Genomic DNA, 15,111 nt, shown 5'->3' with positions numbered 1-15,111 from the left:
GCCGCTGTTTTACATGGGATCTTCAATGAACAATAACGATCTGGTCGCCAAACTGTGGAAACTGTGCGACAACCTGCGCGACGGCGGCGTCTCCTATCAAAACTACGTCAATGAACTCGCCTCGCTGCTGTTTTTGAAAATGTGCAAAGAAACCGGCCAGGAAGCGGACTACCTGCCGGAAGGCTACCGCTGGGACGACCTGAAATCGCGCATTGGCCAGGAGCAGTTGCAGTTTTACCGCAACCTGCTGGTGCATCTGGGCGCGGACGAGAAAAAGCTGGTGCAGGCGGTGTTCCAGAACGTCAACACCACCATCACCCAACCGAAGCAGCTGACCGAGCTGGTGAGCAGTATGGATTCACTGGACTGGTACAACGGCGCTCACGGCAAGTCCCGCGATGACTTCGGCGATATGTACGAAGGGCTACTGCAGAAGAACGCCAATGAAACCAAATCCGGCGCGGGCCAGTACTTCACCCCGCGTCCGCTGATCAAAACCATTATTCATCTGCTGAAGCCGCAGCCGCGTGAAGTGGTACAAGACCCGGCCGCCGGAACCGCAGGCTTTTTGATTGAAGCCGACCGCTACGTGAAGTCGCAGACTCACGATCTGGATGACCTTGATGGCGACGCTCAGGATTTCCAGATCCACCGCGCGTTTATCGGCCTCGAACTAGTTCCCGGCACCCGTCGTCTGGCGCTGATGAACTGCCTGCTGCACGATATTGAAGGCAACCTCGACCACGGCGGCGCCATCCGTCTGGGCAACACGCTGGGCAGCGACGGCGAAAACCTGCCGAAGGCGCATATTGTCGCCACCAACCCGCCGTTTGGCAGCGCCGCGGGCACCAACATCACCCGCACCTTCGTGCACCCGACCAGCAACAAACAACTGTGCTTTATGCAGCATATTATTGAAACCCTGCACCCCGGCGGCCGTGCGGCGGTAGTCGTGCCGGATAACGTGCTGTTTGAAGGCGGCAAGGGCACCGATATTCGTCGCGACCTGATGGACAAATGCCATCTGCACACCATCCTGCGTCTGCCGACCGGCATCTTTTACGCCCAGGGCGTCAAAACCAACGTGCTGTTCTTTACCAAAGGCACGGTCGCCAATCCGCATCAGGATAAAAACTGCACCGACGACGTGTGGGTGTATGACCTGCGTACCAATATGCCGAGCTTTGGCAAGCGCACGCCGTTTACCGAACAGCACCTGCAACCGTTTGAAACCGTCTACGGTGAAGATCCGCATGGCTTAGGCCCGCGTGAAGAAGGCGAGTGGAGCTTTAACGCCGAAGAGAGCGAAGTCGCCGACAGCGAAGAGAACAAGAACACCGACCAGCACCAGGCCACCAGCCGCTGGCGCAAGTTCAGCCGCGAGTGGATCCGCAGCGTGAAATCCGATTCGCTGGATATCTCCTGGCTGAAGGATAAAGACAGCATTGACGCCGACAGCCTGCCGGAGCCGGATGTGCTGGCCGCAGAAGCGATGGGCGAGTTGGTACAGGCGCTGGGCGAACTGGATGCGCTGATGCGTGAACTGGGCGCGGGCGATGAGGCGGATGCGCAGCGCCAGTTGCTGGAAGAAGCGTTTGGAGGGGTGAAGGCATGAGTGATTTAATGCCTAAAGAATGGATTTTAGGAAAAGCCAGTGATTTTGTCGTTAGCCCCCAAAATGACATTGTTGATGGCCCTTTTGGGTCGAACCTAAAAGCATCTGAATATCAGCTCAGCGGAACGCCAATAATTCGCTTACAAAATATAAAGCGACTACGCTTTATTAACAAAAACATAAAGTATGTTTCAAATGAAAAAGCCATTGAACTGTCCAGGCATTCATATAAAAAAGGTGATATTGTCATAACAAAGCTGGGGGACCCTTTAGGTTTAGCGTGCATAATTCCGGAAAACTTCCAGGATGGGGTCATTGTAGCTGATCTAGTGCGCTTACGTATTAATGATCTTGCATTTGATAAACAGTATTTAACTTACTTGTTAAATTCACCATTGGTTATTAGTCAACTTAATAAACATATAAAAGGCACTACAAGGCCTAGAATTAATTTAGGAATTATTCGAGATTTAAATCTTCCGATAGCTTCGATTTCCGAACAAAAAATCATCGCCGAAAAACTCGATACGCTGCTGGCGCAGGTAGACAGCACCAAAGCACGTCTTGAGCAAATCCCGCAAATCCTGAAACGTTTTCGTCAGGCGGTATTAGCTGCGGCGGTTAACGGGAATTTAAATAAAAATGCAAAACCAAATACCAAAGTACGTACTCTTCAGGATGTTGGCATAATAATTAAAACAGGCCCATTCGGAAGTGCGTTACATAAAAGTGATTATATTTCAAATGGCATTCCGGTAATCAATCCAATGCACATTAATGATGGGATAATCTCACCATCACTCTCCATGACAATATCTGATAAAAAATATGCAGAACTTAGCTCATGGTCTTTACAAGACGGTGATGTGATTGTGGGTAGGAGAGGAGAGATGGGCAGAGCTGCTGTGGTTAATATTGGTCAATCAAAAATGCTTTGCGGCACTGGGTCAATGATTCTCAGAACTAATAGCAATATCAATTCAAAATATCTTGAATTGATATTAAGATCACCGATTGCCATTAGCTATTTCAATAAAGAAGCTGTCGGCTCAACAATGGTTAATCTCAATCAAAAAGTGATTAATAGCCTTGAGGTTTATTTACCAAATATTGAAGAACAACAAGGAATCGTCCGCCGTGTCGAACAACTCTTCGCCTGGGCCGACACCATTGAAAAGCAGGTCAACAACGCCCTGACCCGCGTCAACAGCCTCACCCAGTCAATCCTGGCGAAAGCCTTCCGCGGCGAGCTTACCGCCCAGTGGCGTGCGGAAAACCCAAGTCTCATCAGCGGTGAAAACAGCGCCTCCGCCCTGTTGGAAAAAATTAAGACCGAACGCGCCGCCAGCGGCGGTAAAAAAAACTCGCGTAAAAAAGCCTGACCTTTATTTGCAAGCGCACCTGAACCGTGCGCTTTTTTACACTTCATCCTTCAAGCTGCCTCGGCGTTGGCTGCGTTCGCTCACCCCAGTCACGTATTTATATACGCTCCTGGGGGCTCGTTCTCTTGCCGCCTTGATGCAACTCGAATGATTTTGTGTATATTATTTTCCGCAATCATAACCGTCAAAAATATATCCAGTTCCTTCCCGAATATTCCTATTGCAGTCTATTTTAAGCTGGACTTTTCTTTTATTTACTGATGATATATCCAGGTATTTAGCGCGGTGCGAGCGTGCGCCAACACGCCCGCACCGCTAATCACAATCCCTATTAAACAGGAATAGAGACCATGACTACCCCGCATTCTATTGCAGAATTCACCGATCCAGAAGTCTCCCCGACAAATAACCGTCACTTGACCGTGAGCTATGCGAGCCGCTACCCAGATTACAGCCGTATTCCCGCTATTACCCTGAAAGGTCAGTGGCTGGAAGACGCCGGGTTTACCACCGGTACGCAGGTCGATGTAAAGGTGATGAACGGCTGTATTGTGCTCACCGCACAGCAACCGCAACCAGAAGAAAGCGAGTTGATGCAGTCGCTGCGTCAGGTGTGCAAGCTATCAGCGCGTAAGCAAAAGCAGGTGCAGGCGTTTATCAGCGTGATGGCAGGTTCTAATTAAACGCATAAAATAAGCTGGCAAAGAACCCTTGCCAGCTTTAATTATAATTCATATCAATGATTGAAGGGAAACCATGCAGCTAAAAGTAAAAGAAAACATTACGCTTTGGAGAAATGAAGGATTAATTTTTTATATCATCCTGGGATTTCTATGTACTTTATTTATGGAGGTCAACGCACTATTACCATACTATCTTCAGCAAAGTATATTTTTCGAAACGCTGATGAATTACATGGTCTTCAATACGTTATTTTCGCTTGCCTTATGTGAGATTTTTTTTGCGATGCTGGTAGTTGTTTGTAATAACACTAAACTAGAGAAGCTTACAAATAATATTTTGCAAGAGTTACATAAAAGAATTATGCAAGGTTCTTTCGTTATATCCTTCTTATCTTTCGGAATATCTCTATTTTGTATGATGGCATTCTGTATTGGTTCGCTGATAATAAATAATAATTACTATGGAAAACATGCCATAAATTTTGCTTACCCATTTGTTTTATTTCTATCCTTCCCTTATCTTATACATAAATGTATAACAATCCTGTGTACTCAATTAAAAGGATTTCCCAAAGGCAAAATTCATGCAGCCATAATAATGTTACTGATAATTGCAGCCGCCATTATCATTCCATGCATATTTAACAAAAAAGAAAAAATGACTATAACCATTGATAAGGAAAAATATCATGCAATTGAGCAAAAAAGTAAGGTAAAACCAGAAAAATATATTGAGAAAAAGATTAATGATATTAATATCAATGATATAAAATAGTGAGCACGCATAACATAAGGGCATAGTAATATATCATAAAATCCTTTAACTACTATTGCCCTTGAATAGATTCACTATTCCACATCCTTCCTTTCCAACCCAATATCCTTTAACTGCTCGTCACTCATTCGTCGCAGCGCCTGACAGGCCCGCTTACGCAGCCACCACCTTTTTAGCGCCCGTCTGAGCTGCACAAAGCCAATGAATGGTTGTCTGGGGCGGTTCTCGTAAAATTCCATACCAGCCTCCGCATAGAACAGAAAATGCGGGCATCATGAATGTCTGTACAAACAATATCGGGATAAAAAGCACGGTTAGTGCAACGTGGATAAATAAGGAGGGCGATTGAAGGTGTTTTGTTCGCTTATTTCGTTCTGATTTAAGATCCGCGTCCTTCGCTGCAAAAAAGCCAGCCCCTCCCGTTTTCAGAGGGGCAACAGGGATTAGCGGCGCACCACTACCAGCTTCTGGTTCACAAACTCCTTAATCCCCAGATCCGATAGCTCGCGTCCGAAGCCCGAACGCTTAACGCCGCCGAACGGCAGCTCCGCTGCGGTGTCGGTCAGCCAGTTGATATAAACCATCCCGGTTTCAATCCGGGAGGCCATGCGTTTAGCACGCTCAATATCCTGACTAAACACCGCGCCGCCAAGGCCGTAGTGGGAATCGTTGGCGAGTTTTACCGCCTCGTCATCGTCTTTCACCACATACATCTGCGCCACCGGGCCGAAGAACTCTTCAAAGTACGCCGGGTTGTCACGCGTAATGTGGGTCAGAATGGTCGGCTCAAAGAAGTTGCCTTTGCTTTCCAGCGGCTTGCCGCCAATGTGCAGCGTCGCGCCATTTTTTACCGCTTCCTCGACCTGTCTGGTCAATGTTTCCAGCGCATCTTTCGACGACAGCGGCCCCAGTTCGGTAGAAGCGTCCATCTGATCCCCCACCTTCACCTTCCTGAACGCCTCGGTGAACTGGCTGAGGAATTGATCGGCGATTTTCTCATGCAGGATAAAGCGCTTCGCCGCCGTACATACCTGCCCCGCATTAGTGAGCCGTGCCTGCACGCCAATTTTCACCGCTTTCTCAAGATCGGCATCGTCCAGCACGACGAACACATCGTTCCCGCCCAGTTCCAGCGTCGATTTTTTAATGTGCTTCGCCGCCTGTGCCGCCACGGCGCTCCCCGCTTTTTCAGATCCGGTCAGCGCCGCGCCCTGCACGCGCGGGTCGGCGATGATATTCGCCACCTGATCGGAGGAAATAAACAGGTTGGTCCATGCGCCTTCCGGCGCGCCGGCTTCACGCACCAGATGGGCAAATGTCTCGGCGCAGTGCGGTACGATGCTGGCATGTTTCGCCAGCACCGGGTTACCAGCGGCCAGGTTCGGCGCCAGCACACGCATCAACTGATAGTACGGGAAGTTCCACGGCTCAACAGCCATGATGACGCCAATCGGATGATGTTCTACCCACGCGTCGCCAAACTCGGTTTTATAAGGCACCGGGGCAAGAAACTGCTTCGCGTTATCCGCATAATAGCGAGCGATCTGCGCACACAGTTTGACTTCGCCACGGCTCTGCTCGATGAGCTTGCCCATCTCCTGGCTGGCGATTTTTGCCAGTTCTTCAACACGGCTGTCGATCAAGTCAGCCAGCTTATGCAGTACCGGCAAACGTTGGTCAATCTCTCCTTTGGACCAATCGGAGTGATAGAGCGCGTCAGCTTTTTGCAGCGCGGCTTCAATATCCGCGTCCGTGTGCGGGGGGTACTCTTTAATGAGCTGATTATTGGCAGGATTCACTGTCTGGTAAGCCATATCACATGTCTCCTTGTTATCGTCATTAAGGCAGCCGTAAATGCCGCTCAGAACAATAAGGGTAGTAGAGATGGCTGGCGCTATCGGTAAAGTTCGGTATATTCGTGCGGTTATCAGCGATAATTATAGAGAGCGTTGCCCGGCGGGCACCGGGCCTGCAACATTCAGACTGGAACCGCGTTAGTGGCTAACATCCTGAAGCTCTTCAGCCGTAAGGCCGGTGAACCGCTGGACAGTCTCGCGGTCAAGTCCGTCCGCCAGCATCTGTCTGGCGATACGCAATGCGGCAACACGCTGACCTTTTTCCAGCCCTTTTTCCAGTCCTTCCTCCAGACCAACCTGTCTTCCTTGCCGTTCCCCTTTTCTGCGATCCGCTGCGCGGATCCTCTCTATCAGCGTCATCAGTCTCTCCTTAGTGTGCGGGACATGCCCTACCACATCACGAATAAACGTGGTGAAACGAGGCGTATGTCCGTGCTGAATCATAAGATAATTAAACAGCGCTTTAAGCTGCCTGTCATTAGCGCAACCAGTAACTAACAGCGAAGCAATCCGTTCAACCAGTCCCAGCAGGTCCCGCTGGCGGATATGTTTTTGAATGAGCTCCAGCAGCGCAATGCGGCGGTGCTGCATAATGTCATCATCCGATACCACCGTAATATCGACCAGCGGAAAGGCAGCGGCATAGAGTCTTCTTGCCACTTCCGGGTTCGCAAACTCATCCAGCCAGCACAGCGAAAAAGGATACGGGCTATCAACACCGTGATAAAACAGCATCGGCACCACCAGCGGAAGATGCTTATGCCCCCCATCCAGATGCTGTTGCATTGCCGCCATCGCATACCGCATCAGCCGAAACGCCATATGCGCATCCGGCGTACTCTGATGTTCAATCACGACATAGATATAACCGTCGCCCTCGCGCGTTTTCAGCGACCAAAGCACATCGGAATAATAGGCTCGCAGATTTTTTTCAATAAAACTGCCGGGCTCCAGCTTTAGCGTCCGCAGGTCGCAAAGCTGGCGTAACGACACCGGCAGATGAATCTCCATAAAATCGCGGGCGGTTTCCGGGTGGCGCAAAAAGGTTTTAAACACCGCATCATGCGGTGTTGAGGTCGTCGATTTTTTCATGGCGCTCCGTCACCCCAAACCAGGATGCTGCGACTCTACCTCCTGAAAATTCCTTTCTCATCCGTACCTTTTCAGCATTGCGAGGCGCGACGAAAGATAAATCCTGTTATCTGTAATGCACATGCATTTTCGGAACTGAACACGCAAAATACCAGCCTGCGCGCCCTGCCTTTATCTTTATTAACCAGACAAACTCTTTTGATTAACATCAAAATTTAATTACACTTAATGTGTATATTTTCCGTGCAACGTAAATTTCCCGAGGTGTGATGTGCTGATTGTTATCTGTAATCGCCACACGTTCTGACGAGATTCAGAACGCGTCTCTTCCTGTCTGTGTTTTCACCGGCAGCGTTTTTGATTACATGAAATTCAGTACATCCGCAGCCGCTGTTTCCATCGCCTGCCTGACGTCACGATGACGGTATTGAGTTTCGCTATCCCATCATGGGGTTCTCCGACATGGAGCGCATTTTTTATGCAACGGATTATTCAGTTTTTCTCCCAACGCGCCACAACGTTATTTTTCCCGATGGCGCTGATTTTGTACGATTTTGCCGCCTATCTGACGACGGATCTGATTCAGCCTGGCATCATTAACGTCGTGCGCGATTTTAATGCTGACGTCAGTCTTGCGCCGGCCTCGGTCAGTCTCTATCTGGCGGGCGGAATGGCGTTGCAATGGCTTCTGGGGCCGCTATCCGACAGGATTGGCCGCCGGCCAGTGCTGATCGCAGGCGCATTAATTTTTACTCTCGCCTGCGCGGCAACGCTGTTGACGACCTCAATGACGCAGTTTCTGGTTGCCCGTTTTGTGCAGGGCACCAGCATTTGCTTTATCGCAACGGTCGGCTACGTCACGGTACAGGAGGCCTTCGGTCAAACCAAAGCCATTAAGCTGATGGCGATTATTACCTCCATTGTGCTGGTCGCTCCGGTTATCGGCCCGCTCTCCGGCGCCGCGCTGATGCACTTCGTTCACTGGAAGGTACTGTTCGGTATTATTGCGGTGATGGGACTGTTGGCGTTGTGCGGCCTGCTGCTGGCGATGCCAGAAACGGTGCAACGCGGCGCGGTGCCGTTCAGCGCGGTGAGCGTACTGCGCGATTTTCGCAATGTGTTTCGCAACCCGATTTTTCTCACCGGGGCGGCGACGCTGTCGTTGAGCTACATCCCGATGATGAGCTGGGTGGCGGTGTCGCCGGTGATCCTGATCGATGCCGGCGGGATGAGTACTTCGCAATTCGCCTGGGCGCAGGTGCCCGTATTCGGTGCGGTGATCGTGGCCAATATGATCGTTGTGCGCCTGGTGAAAGATCCAACCCGACCGCGTTTTATCTGGCGCGCCGTACCAATCCAGTTAAGCGGGCTGGCGACATTACTCCTCGGTAATCTTCTTCTGCCGCACGTCTGGCTTTGGTCTGTGCTGGGCACCAGCCTGTACGCGTTCGGCATTGGAATGATTTTCCCGACGCTATTTCGCTTCACGCTTTTCTCCAACAACTTGCCAAAAGGGACGGTTTCAGCCTCGCTGAACATGGTGATTCTGACGGTAATGGCGGTGTCGGTCGAAGTTGGCCGCTGGCTGTGGTTTCACGGCGGGAGACTGCCGTTTCACCTGCTGGCAGCGGTGGCCGGGGTGATTGTGGTCTTCACCCTGGCGACATTATTACAGCGCGTGCGCCAGCATGAGGCGGCAGAACTGGCCGCTGAGAAGTAAACACTCTGCCGGATAGAGGCTTATCCGGCACAGGATCATCTGATGTTTTTTGCACGTTCCTGCCGTCTGGCTCTATCCTTAACCCTATGAATAAAATCGCCGAACTCAAACGCGCCAAACGCCTGGCGCTCTCACTGTTGCTGATAGCCGCCGCGACGTTTGTGACCACGCTTTTCCTACCGCCCAGTTTTTGGGTGCTGGGCGTAAAAGCTATTGCCGAAGCGGCGATGGTTGGCGCGCTGGCGGACTGGTTTGCCGTGGTGGCGCTATTTCGCCGCATTCCCATTCCGTTTATTTCACGACATACGGCGATTATTCCCCGTAACAAAGACCGAATCGGCGAAAATCTTGGGCAATTTGTGCAGGAGAAGTTCCTTGATACGCAGTCGCTGATCGCGCTAATCCGCCGCCATGAACCCGCGCTGCTTATCGGAAACTGGTTCAGCCAGCCGGACAACGCCAGCCGGGTCGGGCAGCATCTGCTGCAAATTATGAGCGGCTTTCTGGAACTGACCGATGACGCCCGTATTCAGCGGCTGCTCAAGCGAGCGGTACATAAGGCGGTTGATAAAGTGGATCTTTCCGGCACCAGCGCCCTGATGCTGGAAAGCATGACCAAAAACGATCGTCACCAGGTGTTACTCGATACGCTGATCGCCCAGCTTATCGCCCTGTTACAGCGTGACAGCTCCCGAACATTTATCGCCAGACAGATCATACGCTGGCTGGAAACCGAGCATCCGTTAAAAGCGAAGATTCTGCCGACCGAATGGCTGGGAGAACACAGCGCTGAACTGGTCTCCGACGCGGTGAATTCTCTGCTGGATGATATCAGTCACGACCGCGCGCATCAGATTCGTCATGCCTTCGATCGTGCGACGTATAAGCTGATCGATAAACTTAAACATGATCCGGAAATGGCTGCCCGGGCAGAAAACATTAAAAGTTACCTGAAGGAAGATGAGGCGTTTAACCGTTATCTCGGCGAGATCTGGGCGGATCTGCGCCAGTGGTTAAAAACAGATATCAACGCCGAAGACTCGAAGGTGAAGCAGCGCATCGCTCATGCCGGACAATGGTTTGGCGAGACGCTGATCGCCGACGACGCATTACGCGCCTCGCTTAACGGTCATCTGGAACAGGCCGCGCACCGCGTCGCGCCGGAATTCGCCGCCTTCCTGACGCGCCACATCAGCGATACCGTAAAAGGCTGGGATGCGCGCGATATGTCGCAGCAGATTGAGCTTAATATCGGTAAAGATTTGCAGTTTATCCGCGTGAACGGCACGCTGGTCGGCGGCGCTATCGGTCTGGTGTTATATTTACTGTCGCAAATACCGGCACTGCTCAGTATCTAAGAAGGGGAAGGCGCAATTCTCGTTCAGATTAACTGCCAAACCCCGCACGTGGGAGGCATTAATTTAATGCCATTTCCCACCGATGCCCCTCTTCTCAATCCGTTATTCGCCTGCGCTTCACTTTCTTTTCTTGCAAATTTGAAACATTAATTTTACTTTTTATTATCATTTACAACAACAATCCGGCATTCTTGCCTTACTTTAGCAAAGAGAAAAACCATGGTTGATGCTCAGAGCGCTTCACCTCGCCATCCCATTTTTACGGCGCTTTTCGGTATGATGGTATTGACGCTGGGGATGGGAGTTGGCCGCTTTCTGTATACGCCCATGCTGCCGGTAATGCTGGCGGAAAAGCAGCTAACGTTTAATCAGCTCTCCTGGATTGCCAGCGCCAATTATGCAGGGTACCTGGCGGGAAGCTTACTGTTTTCCTTTGGCCTTTTTCATCTCCCCTCTCGTCTACGCCCCATGCTGCTGGCTTCGGCGGTCGCCACCGGTATTCTTATTCTGTCTATGGCGATATTTACTCAGCCCGCGGTCGTCATGTTGGTACGCTTCCTGGCAGGCGTCGCGAGCGCGGGAATGATGATTTTTGGATCAATGATTGTGTTGCATCATACCCGCCATCCGTTTGTTATCGCCGCGCTCTTTTCCGGCGTCGGGGCCGGGATTGCACTGGGTAACGAATATGTCATTGGCGGTTTACATTATGCGCTTTCGGCCCATTCGCTATGGCTGGGGGCCGGAGCACTCGCCGGTATATTGCTATTAATCGTGGCAATGTTGATTCCCCCCCGCGATCATGCGCTGCCGCCTGCGCCCTTAGCAAGAATCGAAAATCAGCCTATGCCCTGGTGGCAACTGGCGCTGTTGTATGGTTTCGCCGGATTCGGCTACATCATTGTCGCTACCTATTTGCCGCTGATGGCGAAAAGCGCGGGCTCTCCGCTACTCACGGCGCACCTTTGGTCGTTGGTCGGCCTGGCGATCATTCCCGGCTGCTTCGGCTGGCTGTGGGCGGCAAAACATTGGGGCGTCCTGCCATGTCTGACCGCGAATCTGTTGATCCAGAGCGCCTGCGTGCTACTGTCTCTCGCCAGCGACTCGTTGTTGCTGTTAATACTGAGCAGTATTGGTTTTGGCGCCACGTTTATGGGCACAACCTCGCTGGTGATGCCGCTTGCCCGACAGCTCAGCGCGCCGGGCAATATTAATTTATTAGGCCTGGTGACGCTAACGTATGGTATTGGGCAAATTCTCGGTCCGCTCGCCGCCAGTCTGTCAGGCAATGGCGCGTCGGCAATTATCAACGCCACGCTTTGCGGTGCCGCGGCGCTCTTTTTTGCCGCGCTGATCAGCGCCGCGCAGCAGATAAAACAAAAACGGTTTGTGATACGTGAATAAGCGGTAGAGTAAACCCACGCTATCCGCACCGGGTTGTATCTTTAACGCTATTCGCGGCACAATGCGGATCTGTTTTTAATAGCACATCCTCAACACGTTATTTCAAGGTAAAGATGCCACTAAAAACTATACTTATTCTATGGTTTTTAGTGCTATCAATCTGCCTATTATTTTATATACCCTTCATACTTCAAGTGGATTATGTGTTGGCTACGGATTACCCGGCCCATCCATGGGCCTCGCCCTGACGGGCCGTTGCTCACCCCAGTTACATAGTTATCTATGCTCCTGGGGACTCACTCCCTTGCCGCCTTTAAGCAACTCGAATTATTTTGGCTATATATTCCATTATGATGATTATCGCTGCCTCTCAAATCATCACAATTATAAATAAATCACATCACGAAATTAATTCGATTATTCGTTTTTTATTACCTGTCCGTAGGATTCTTAGGGCGCAAGCTGACCTATCAGCGGCTACTGACTTGACCGTGACAATTCCTCTTAAGGCGTGAAAAATTACAGTAAAAAAGTAAAATTTAGGTTAAAAAATCCTATTTTTTAACAACGATAATTAAGTGGCGTGAAATTGACTAACGTCAAATTTATTTCCCCTTTTTCCTGCTCCCGGCTCCGGCCTGCGCCAACACCTGTTTCTTTGCTTTTTTACCTCGCGTTATACCGTCCAAGGTTCCCCGCGCCTCCGGCAGTAGCGAGGATGGTGATTTTTCGCGCTGCTATGCAAGAAACGCATAGCACGATACATACTTGCATTTTGTCCTTACCCTTATGGCTGATAAGGTCTTTCTGTTTCGGGCTTTTTGGCCTGTGGCTACAACCAACACATCATCAAAAAAAATTCGGGGATCGCTATGGCGCAACAAGTGGACGAGGCGGCCATGCCGCTTGATACAGAAAAGGTCGGGATAAAGGGATATCTGGCGTTTTTTCTCACCATCATTTTCTTTTCCGGCGTATTTTCCGGAAGCGAAGGCTGGTGGCGCGTTTTTGATTTTACCGTACTCAACGGGTCATTCGGTCATGTGACCGATACGCAGACCTTTCGCGGCGCGGGCGGAACGGGCGCGAAAGATGGCTTCCTTTTTGCGCTGGAGCTGGCGCCGTCGGTTATCCTTTCTCTGGGTATCATCGCGATTACGGATGGGCTTGGCGGTCTGCGGGCGGCACAGCAATTGATGACGCCCATCCTGAAACCATTGCTTGGCATTCCCGGCATTTGCTCACTGGCGCTGATCGCCAACCTGCAAAATACCGACGCCGCGGCGGGTATGACCAAAGAGCTGGCGCAGGAAGGCGAAATCACCGAACGCGATAAAGTGATTTTTGCCGCCTGGCAGACCAGCGGCAGCGCTATTATCACCAACTATTTCTCCTCCGGCGTTGCGGTATTCGCCTTTCTGGGGACGTCAGTCATCATTCCGCTGGTGGTCATTCTGCTATTCAAATTTATCGGCGCAAACCTTTTGCGCGTCTGGATTAACATCGAAGAACGCCGTCACCCTGCGCAAGGAGCCCAATCATGACGACTCAGGTACGTAAGAATGTCATGGATATGTTTATCGATGGCGCACGCCGCGGTTTTACCATCGCCACGACTAACCTGTTACCCAATGTGGTCATGGCATTTGTCATTATTCAGGCGCTGAAAATTACCGGTCTGCTCGACTGGGTAGGCCATATCTGCCAGCCCGTGATGGCGTTGTGGGGGCTTCCCGGCGAAGCGGCTACGGTGCTTCTGGCTTCGCTGATGAGTATGGGTGGCGCCGTTGGCGTGGCGGCCAGTCTGGCTACCGCCGGCGCGCTAAGCGGCCACGATGTTACCGTACTACTGCCAGCCATTTACCTGATGGGAAACCCGGTACAGAATGTCGGCCGCTGTCTCGGTACTGCCGAAGTCAACGCCAAATATTACCCGCATATTATCGCAGTCTGCGCCATCAATGCGCTGCTGTCGATCTGGGTCATGCAGCTTATTGTTTAATAAGGAGTTATCATGCCTGATTTATCCGCCGCGGAGTTTACCTTATTACAGGGTGCGCACCTGTTTGCGCCAGAAGACCGGGGCATCTGCGATGTTCTACTCGCGAATGGCAAAATTATTGCCGTCGGCGCTGACATCCCCGGCGATATCGTACCGGACTGTACGGTGATTAATCTTAGCGGTCGTATGCTGTGCCCGGGCTTTATCGACCAACACGTTCATCTGATCGGCGGCGGCGGCGAAGCGGGGCCGACGACGCGGACGCCGGAAGTCTCCCTGAGCCGCCTGACGGAAGCCGGGATAACAACGGTCGTCGGCCTGCTTGGCACCGACTCCGTCAGCCGTCATCCCGCGTCGCTGTTAGCCAAAACGCGAGCGCTAAATGAGGAGGGGATCACCGCCTGGATGCTCACGGGCGCTTATCACGTTCCGTCGCCGACCATTACTGGCTCGGTAGAAAAAGACGTCGCGCTGATCGATCGCGTCATTGGCGTGAAATGCGCAGTCTCCGACCACCGTTCCGCCGCGCCCGGCGGGAATCAACTCGCCAGCATGGCCGCCGAATCACGCGTTGGCGGCCTGCTGGGGGGCAAACCTGGTGTCAGCGTTTTTCATATGGGCAGCAGCAAAAAAGGGTTACAGCCGCTGTATGACATCCTGGAAAACAGCGACGTGCCGATCGGTAAACTGCTGCCTACCCACGTCAACCGTAGCGAATCGCTTTTCGAGCAGGCGCTGGCGTTTGCGCTTAAAGGCGGCGTAATCGACATTACCACCAGTATCCCGGATCCCGTCGCGCCGGCGGAGGGCATTGCCAGAGCGGTAAAAGCCGGCGTCCCGCTTTCCCGAGTGACGCTCAGTTCAGACGGCAACGGCAGCCAGCCGCTATTTGATGCTGCCGGAAATCTGACGGGTATCGGCGTCGCGGGCTTCGAAAGTTTGCTGGAGACGTTGCAGACGCTGGTTAATCACTACGGATTCAGCCTGACCGATGCTCTGCGTCCGCTGACGACCAGCGTAGCCGCCTTCCTCAGTCTGGACGGCAAAGGCGAAATCCGTCCCGGTAACGATGCGGATCTGCTTGTCTTTAGCGAAGATTTACGCATTGAGCAGGTGTATGCGCGCGGCAAACGCATGGTCAATGAGGGGAAAGCCTGCGTAAAAGGTACCTTTGAACCGGCGTAATTCCTGCTAGTTTCAGGCTGCCCCATCGCGGCATTCTGA

The 15,111-nt window shown here is 51.6% G+C and carries 14 protein-coding genes; 11 read left to right on the top strand and 3 right to left on the bottom strand.

Annotated features, from left to right (window positions below; genetic code table 11):
• Positions 1-25 precede the first annotated feature (25 nt).
• The 4 genes from hsdM to ABVM99_RS09385 all read left to right on the top strand — a co-directional run bounded on the left by hsdM (position 26) and on the right by ABVM99_RS09385 (position 4,455).
• Positions 26-1,615: a type I restriction-modification system methyltransferase gene (hsdM, locus tag ABVM99_RS09400; protein WP_023194446.1), complete on the top strand. Its 1,590-nt coding sequence runs from the start codon at positions 26-28 to the stop codon at positions 1,613-1,615.
• The gene (locus ABVM99_RS09395) at positions 1,612-2,997 is read left to right on the top strand and encodes a restriction endonuclease subunit S (RefSeq protein ID WP_023194445.1); all 1,386 of its coding nucleotides are present in this window, start codon (positions 1,612-1,614) and stop codon (positions 2,995-2,997) included. The genes hsdM and ABVM99_RS09395 overlap by 4 nt, the downstream gene beginning before the upstream one ends.
• Before the next feature lie 350 nt (positions 2,998-3,347).
• Positions 3,348-3,680 carry an endoribonuclease SymE gene (symE, locus tag ABVM99_RS09390; protein ID WP_001651423.1) on the top strand — a complete coding sequence of 111 codons (333 nt, stop codon included), beginning with the start codon at positions 3,348-3,350 and terminating at the stop codon, positions 3,678-3,680.
• A gap of 73 nt (positions 3,681-3,753) precedes the next feature.
• A complete protein-coding gene (locus ABVM99_RS09385; RefSeq protein WP_023194444.1) occupies positions 3,754-4,455 on the top strand; it encodes a hypothetical protein in 702 nt (233 codons plus the stop codon).
• A gap of 74 nt (positions 4,456-4,529) precedes the next feature.
• Here the strand turns inward: ABVM99_RS09385 and yjiS are convergent, their stop codons facing one another.
• Positions 4,530-4,694 (bottom strand): DUF1127 domain-containing protein YjiS, encoded by a 165-nt coding sequence (gene yjiS / locus ABVM99_RS09380; protein WP_000397915.1) that lies wholly within the window; start codon positions 4,692-4,694, stop codon positions 4,530-4,532.
• Between yjiS and ABVM99_RS09375 the strand changes: the two genes are divergently transcribed.
• A complete protein-coding gene (locus tag ABVM99_RS09375) occupies positions 4,661-4,804 on the top strand; it encodes a hypothetical protein (protein WP_001581776.1) in 144 nt (47 codons plus the stop codon). The genes yjiS and ABVM99_RS09375 overlap by 34 nt on opposite strands.
• A 94-nt stretch (positions 4,805-4,898) precedes the next feature.
• On the opposite strand, the gene ABVM99_RS09370 is transcribed toward ABVM99_RS09375, so the two are convergent.
• On the bottom strand, positions 4,899-6,269 hold the full coding sequence (locus tag ABVM99_RS09370; protein WP_017465687.1) for an NAD-dependent succinate-semialdehyde dehydrogenase: 1,371 nt from the start codon (positions 6,267-6,269) through the stop codon (positions 4,899-4,901).
• 180 nt (positions 6,270-6,449) lie between these two features.
• Positions 6,450-7,403 carry an Rpn family recombination-promoting nuclease/putative transposase gene (locus ABVM99_RS09365; RefSeq protein ID WP_023181336.1) on the bottom strand — a complete coding sequence of 318 codons (954 nt, stop codon included), beginning with the start codon at positions 7,401-7,403 and terminating at the stop codon, positions 6,450-6,452.
• Between the two features lie 478 nt (positions 7,404-7,881).
• On the opposite strand from ABVM99_RS09365, the gene mdtM reads away from it, so the two are divergent.
• From mdtM to iadA, 6 genes are all read left to right on the top strand, one after another.
• Complete coding sequence (gene mdtM / locus ABVM99_RS09360) at positions 7,882-9,123, top strand: multidrug efflux MFS transporter MdtM (RefSeq protein WP_001188918.1); 1,242 nt, start codon at positions 7,882-7,884, stop codon at positions 9,121-9,123.
• An 86-nt stretch (positions 9,124-9,209) separates the two neighbouring features.
• A complete protein-coding gene (locus ABVM99_RS09355; protein WP_023194443.1) occupies positions 9,210-10,481 on the top strand; it encodes a DUF445 domain-containing protein in 1,272 nt (423 codons plus the stop codon).
• Between the two features lie 219 nt (positions 10,482-10,700).
• On the top strand, positions 10,701-11,885 hold the full coding sequence (locus ABVM99_RS09350) for an MFS transporter (RefSeq protein WP_023194442.1): 1,185 nt from the start codon (positions 10,701-10,703) through the stop codon (positions 11,883-11,885).
• A gap of 872 nt (positions 11,886-12,757) precedes the next feature.
• Positions 12,758-13,429: a nucleoside recognition domain-containing protein gene (locus ABVM99_RS09345; RefSeq protein ID WP_023194441.1), complete on the top strand. Its 672-nt coding sequence runs from the start codon at positions 12,758-12,760 to the stop codon at positions 13,427-13,429.
• Entirely contained in the window at positions 13,426-13,887 is a 462-nt protein-coding gene (locus ABVM99_RS09340) for a YjiG family protein (protein WP_000211979.1), read from the top strand. The genes ABVM99_RS09345 and ABVM99_RS09340 overlap by 4 nt, the downstream gene beginning before the upstream one ends.
• A 12-nt stretch (positions 13,888-13,899) precedes the next feature.
• Positions 13,900-15,072, top strand: coding sequence for a beta-aspartyl-peptidase (gene iadA, locus ABVM99_RS09335; protein WP_023194440.1), 1,173 nt, complete (start codon positions 13,900-13,902; stop codon positions 15,070-15,072).
• The last annotated feature ends 39 nt before the right edge of the window (positions 15,073-15,111 follow it).

The organism is Salmonella sp. SJTUF15591 (genome assembly GCF_043356435.1).
GTDB classification, from domain to species: domain Bacteria; phylum Pseudomonadota; class Gammaproteobacteria; order Enterobacterales; family Enterobacteriaceae; genus Salmonella; species Salmonella enterica.
This window is presented reverse-complemented; position numbering and strand designations above follow the sequence as displayed.

Bases quoted from the DNA above. Each gene is read 5' to 3' on its own strand.
- hsdM (WP_023194446.1), top strand. From the start codon at position 26: ATGAACAATAACGATCTGGTCGCCAAACTGTGGAAACTGTGCGACAAC.
- ABVM99_RS09395 (WP_023194445.1), top strand. From the start codon at position 1,612: ATGAGTGATTTAATGCCTAAAGAATGGATTTTAGGAAAAGCCAGTGAT.
- symE (WP_001651423.1), top strand. From the start codon at position 3,348: ATGACTACCCCGCATTCTATTGCAGAATTCACCGATCCAGAAGTCTCC.
- ABVM99_RS09385 (WP_023194444.1), top strand. From the start codon at position 3,754: ATGCAGCTAAAAGTAAAAGAAAACATTACGCTTTGGAGAAATGAAGGA.
- ABVM99_RS09375 (WP_001581776.1), top strand. From the start codon at position 4,661: ATGGTTGTCTGGGGCGGTTCTCGTAAAATTCCATACCAGCCTCCGCAT.
- yjiS (WP_000397915.1), bottom strand. From the start codon at position 4,694: ATGGAATTTTACGAGAACCGCCCCAGACAACCATTCATTGGCTTTGTG.
- ABVM99_RS09370 (WP_017465687.1), bottom strand. From the start codon at position 6,269: ATGGCTTACCAGACAGTGAATCCTGCCAATAATCAGCTCATTAAAGAG.
- ABVM99_RS09365 (WP_023181336.1), bottom strand. From the start codon at position 7,403: ATGAAAAAATCGACGACCTCAACACCGCATGATGCGGTGTTTAAAACC.
- mdtM (WP_001188918.1), top strand. From the start codon at position 7,882: ATGCAACGGATTATTCAGTTTTTCTCCCAACGCGCCACAACGTTATTT.
- ABVM99_RS09355 (WP_023194443.1), top strand. From the start codon at position 9,210: ATGAATAAAATCGCCGAACTCAAACGCGCCAAACGCCTGGCGCTCTCA.
- ABVM99_RS09350 (WP_023194442.1), top strand. From the start codon at position 10,701: ATGGTTGATGCTCAGAGCGCTTCACCTCGCCATCCCATTTTTACGGCG.
- ABVM99_RS09345 (WP_023194441.1), top strand. From the start codon at position 12,758: ATGGCGCAACAAGTGGACGAGGCGGCCATGCCGCTTGATACAGAAAAG.
- ABVM99_RS09340 (WP_000211979.1), top strand. From the start codon at position 13,426: ATGACGACTCAGGTACGTAAGAATGTCATGGATATGTTTATCGATGGC.
- iadA (WP_023194440.1), top strand. From the start codon at position 13,900: ATGCCTGATTTATCCGCCGCGGAGTTTACCTTATTACAGGGTGCGCAC.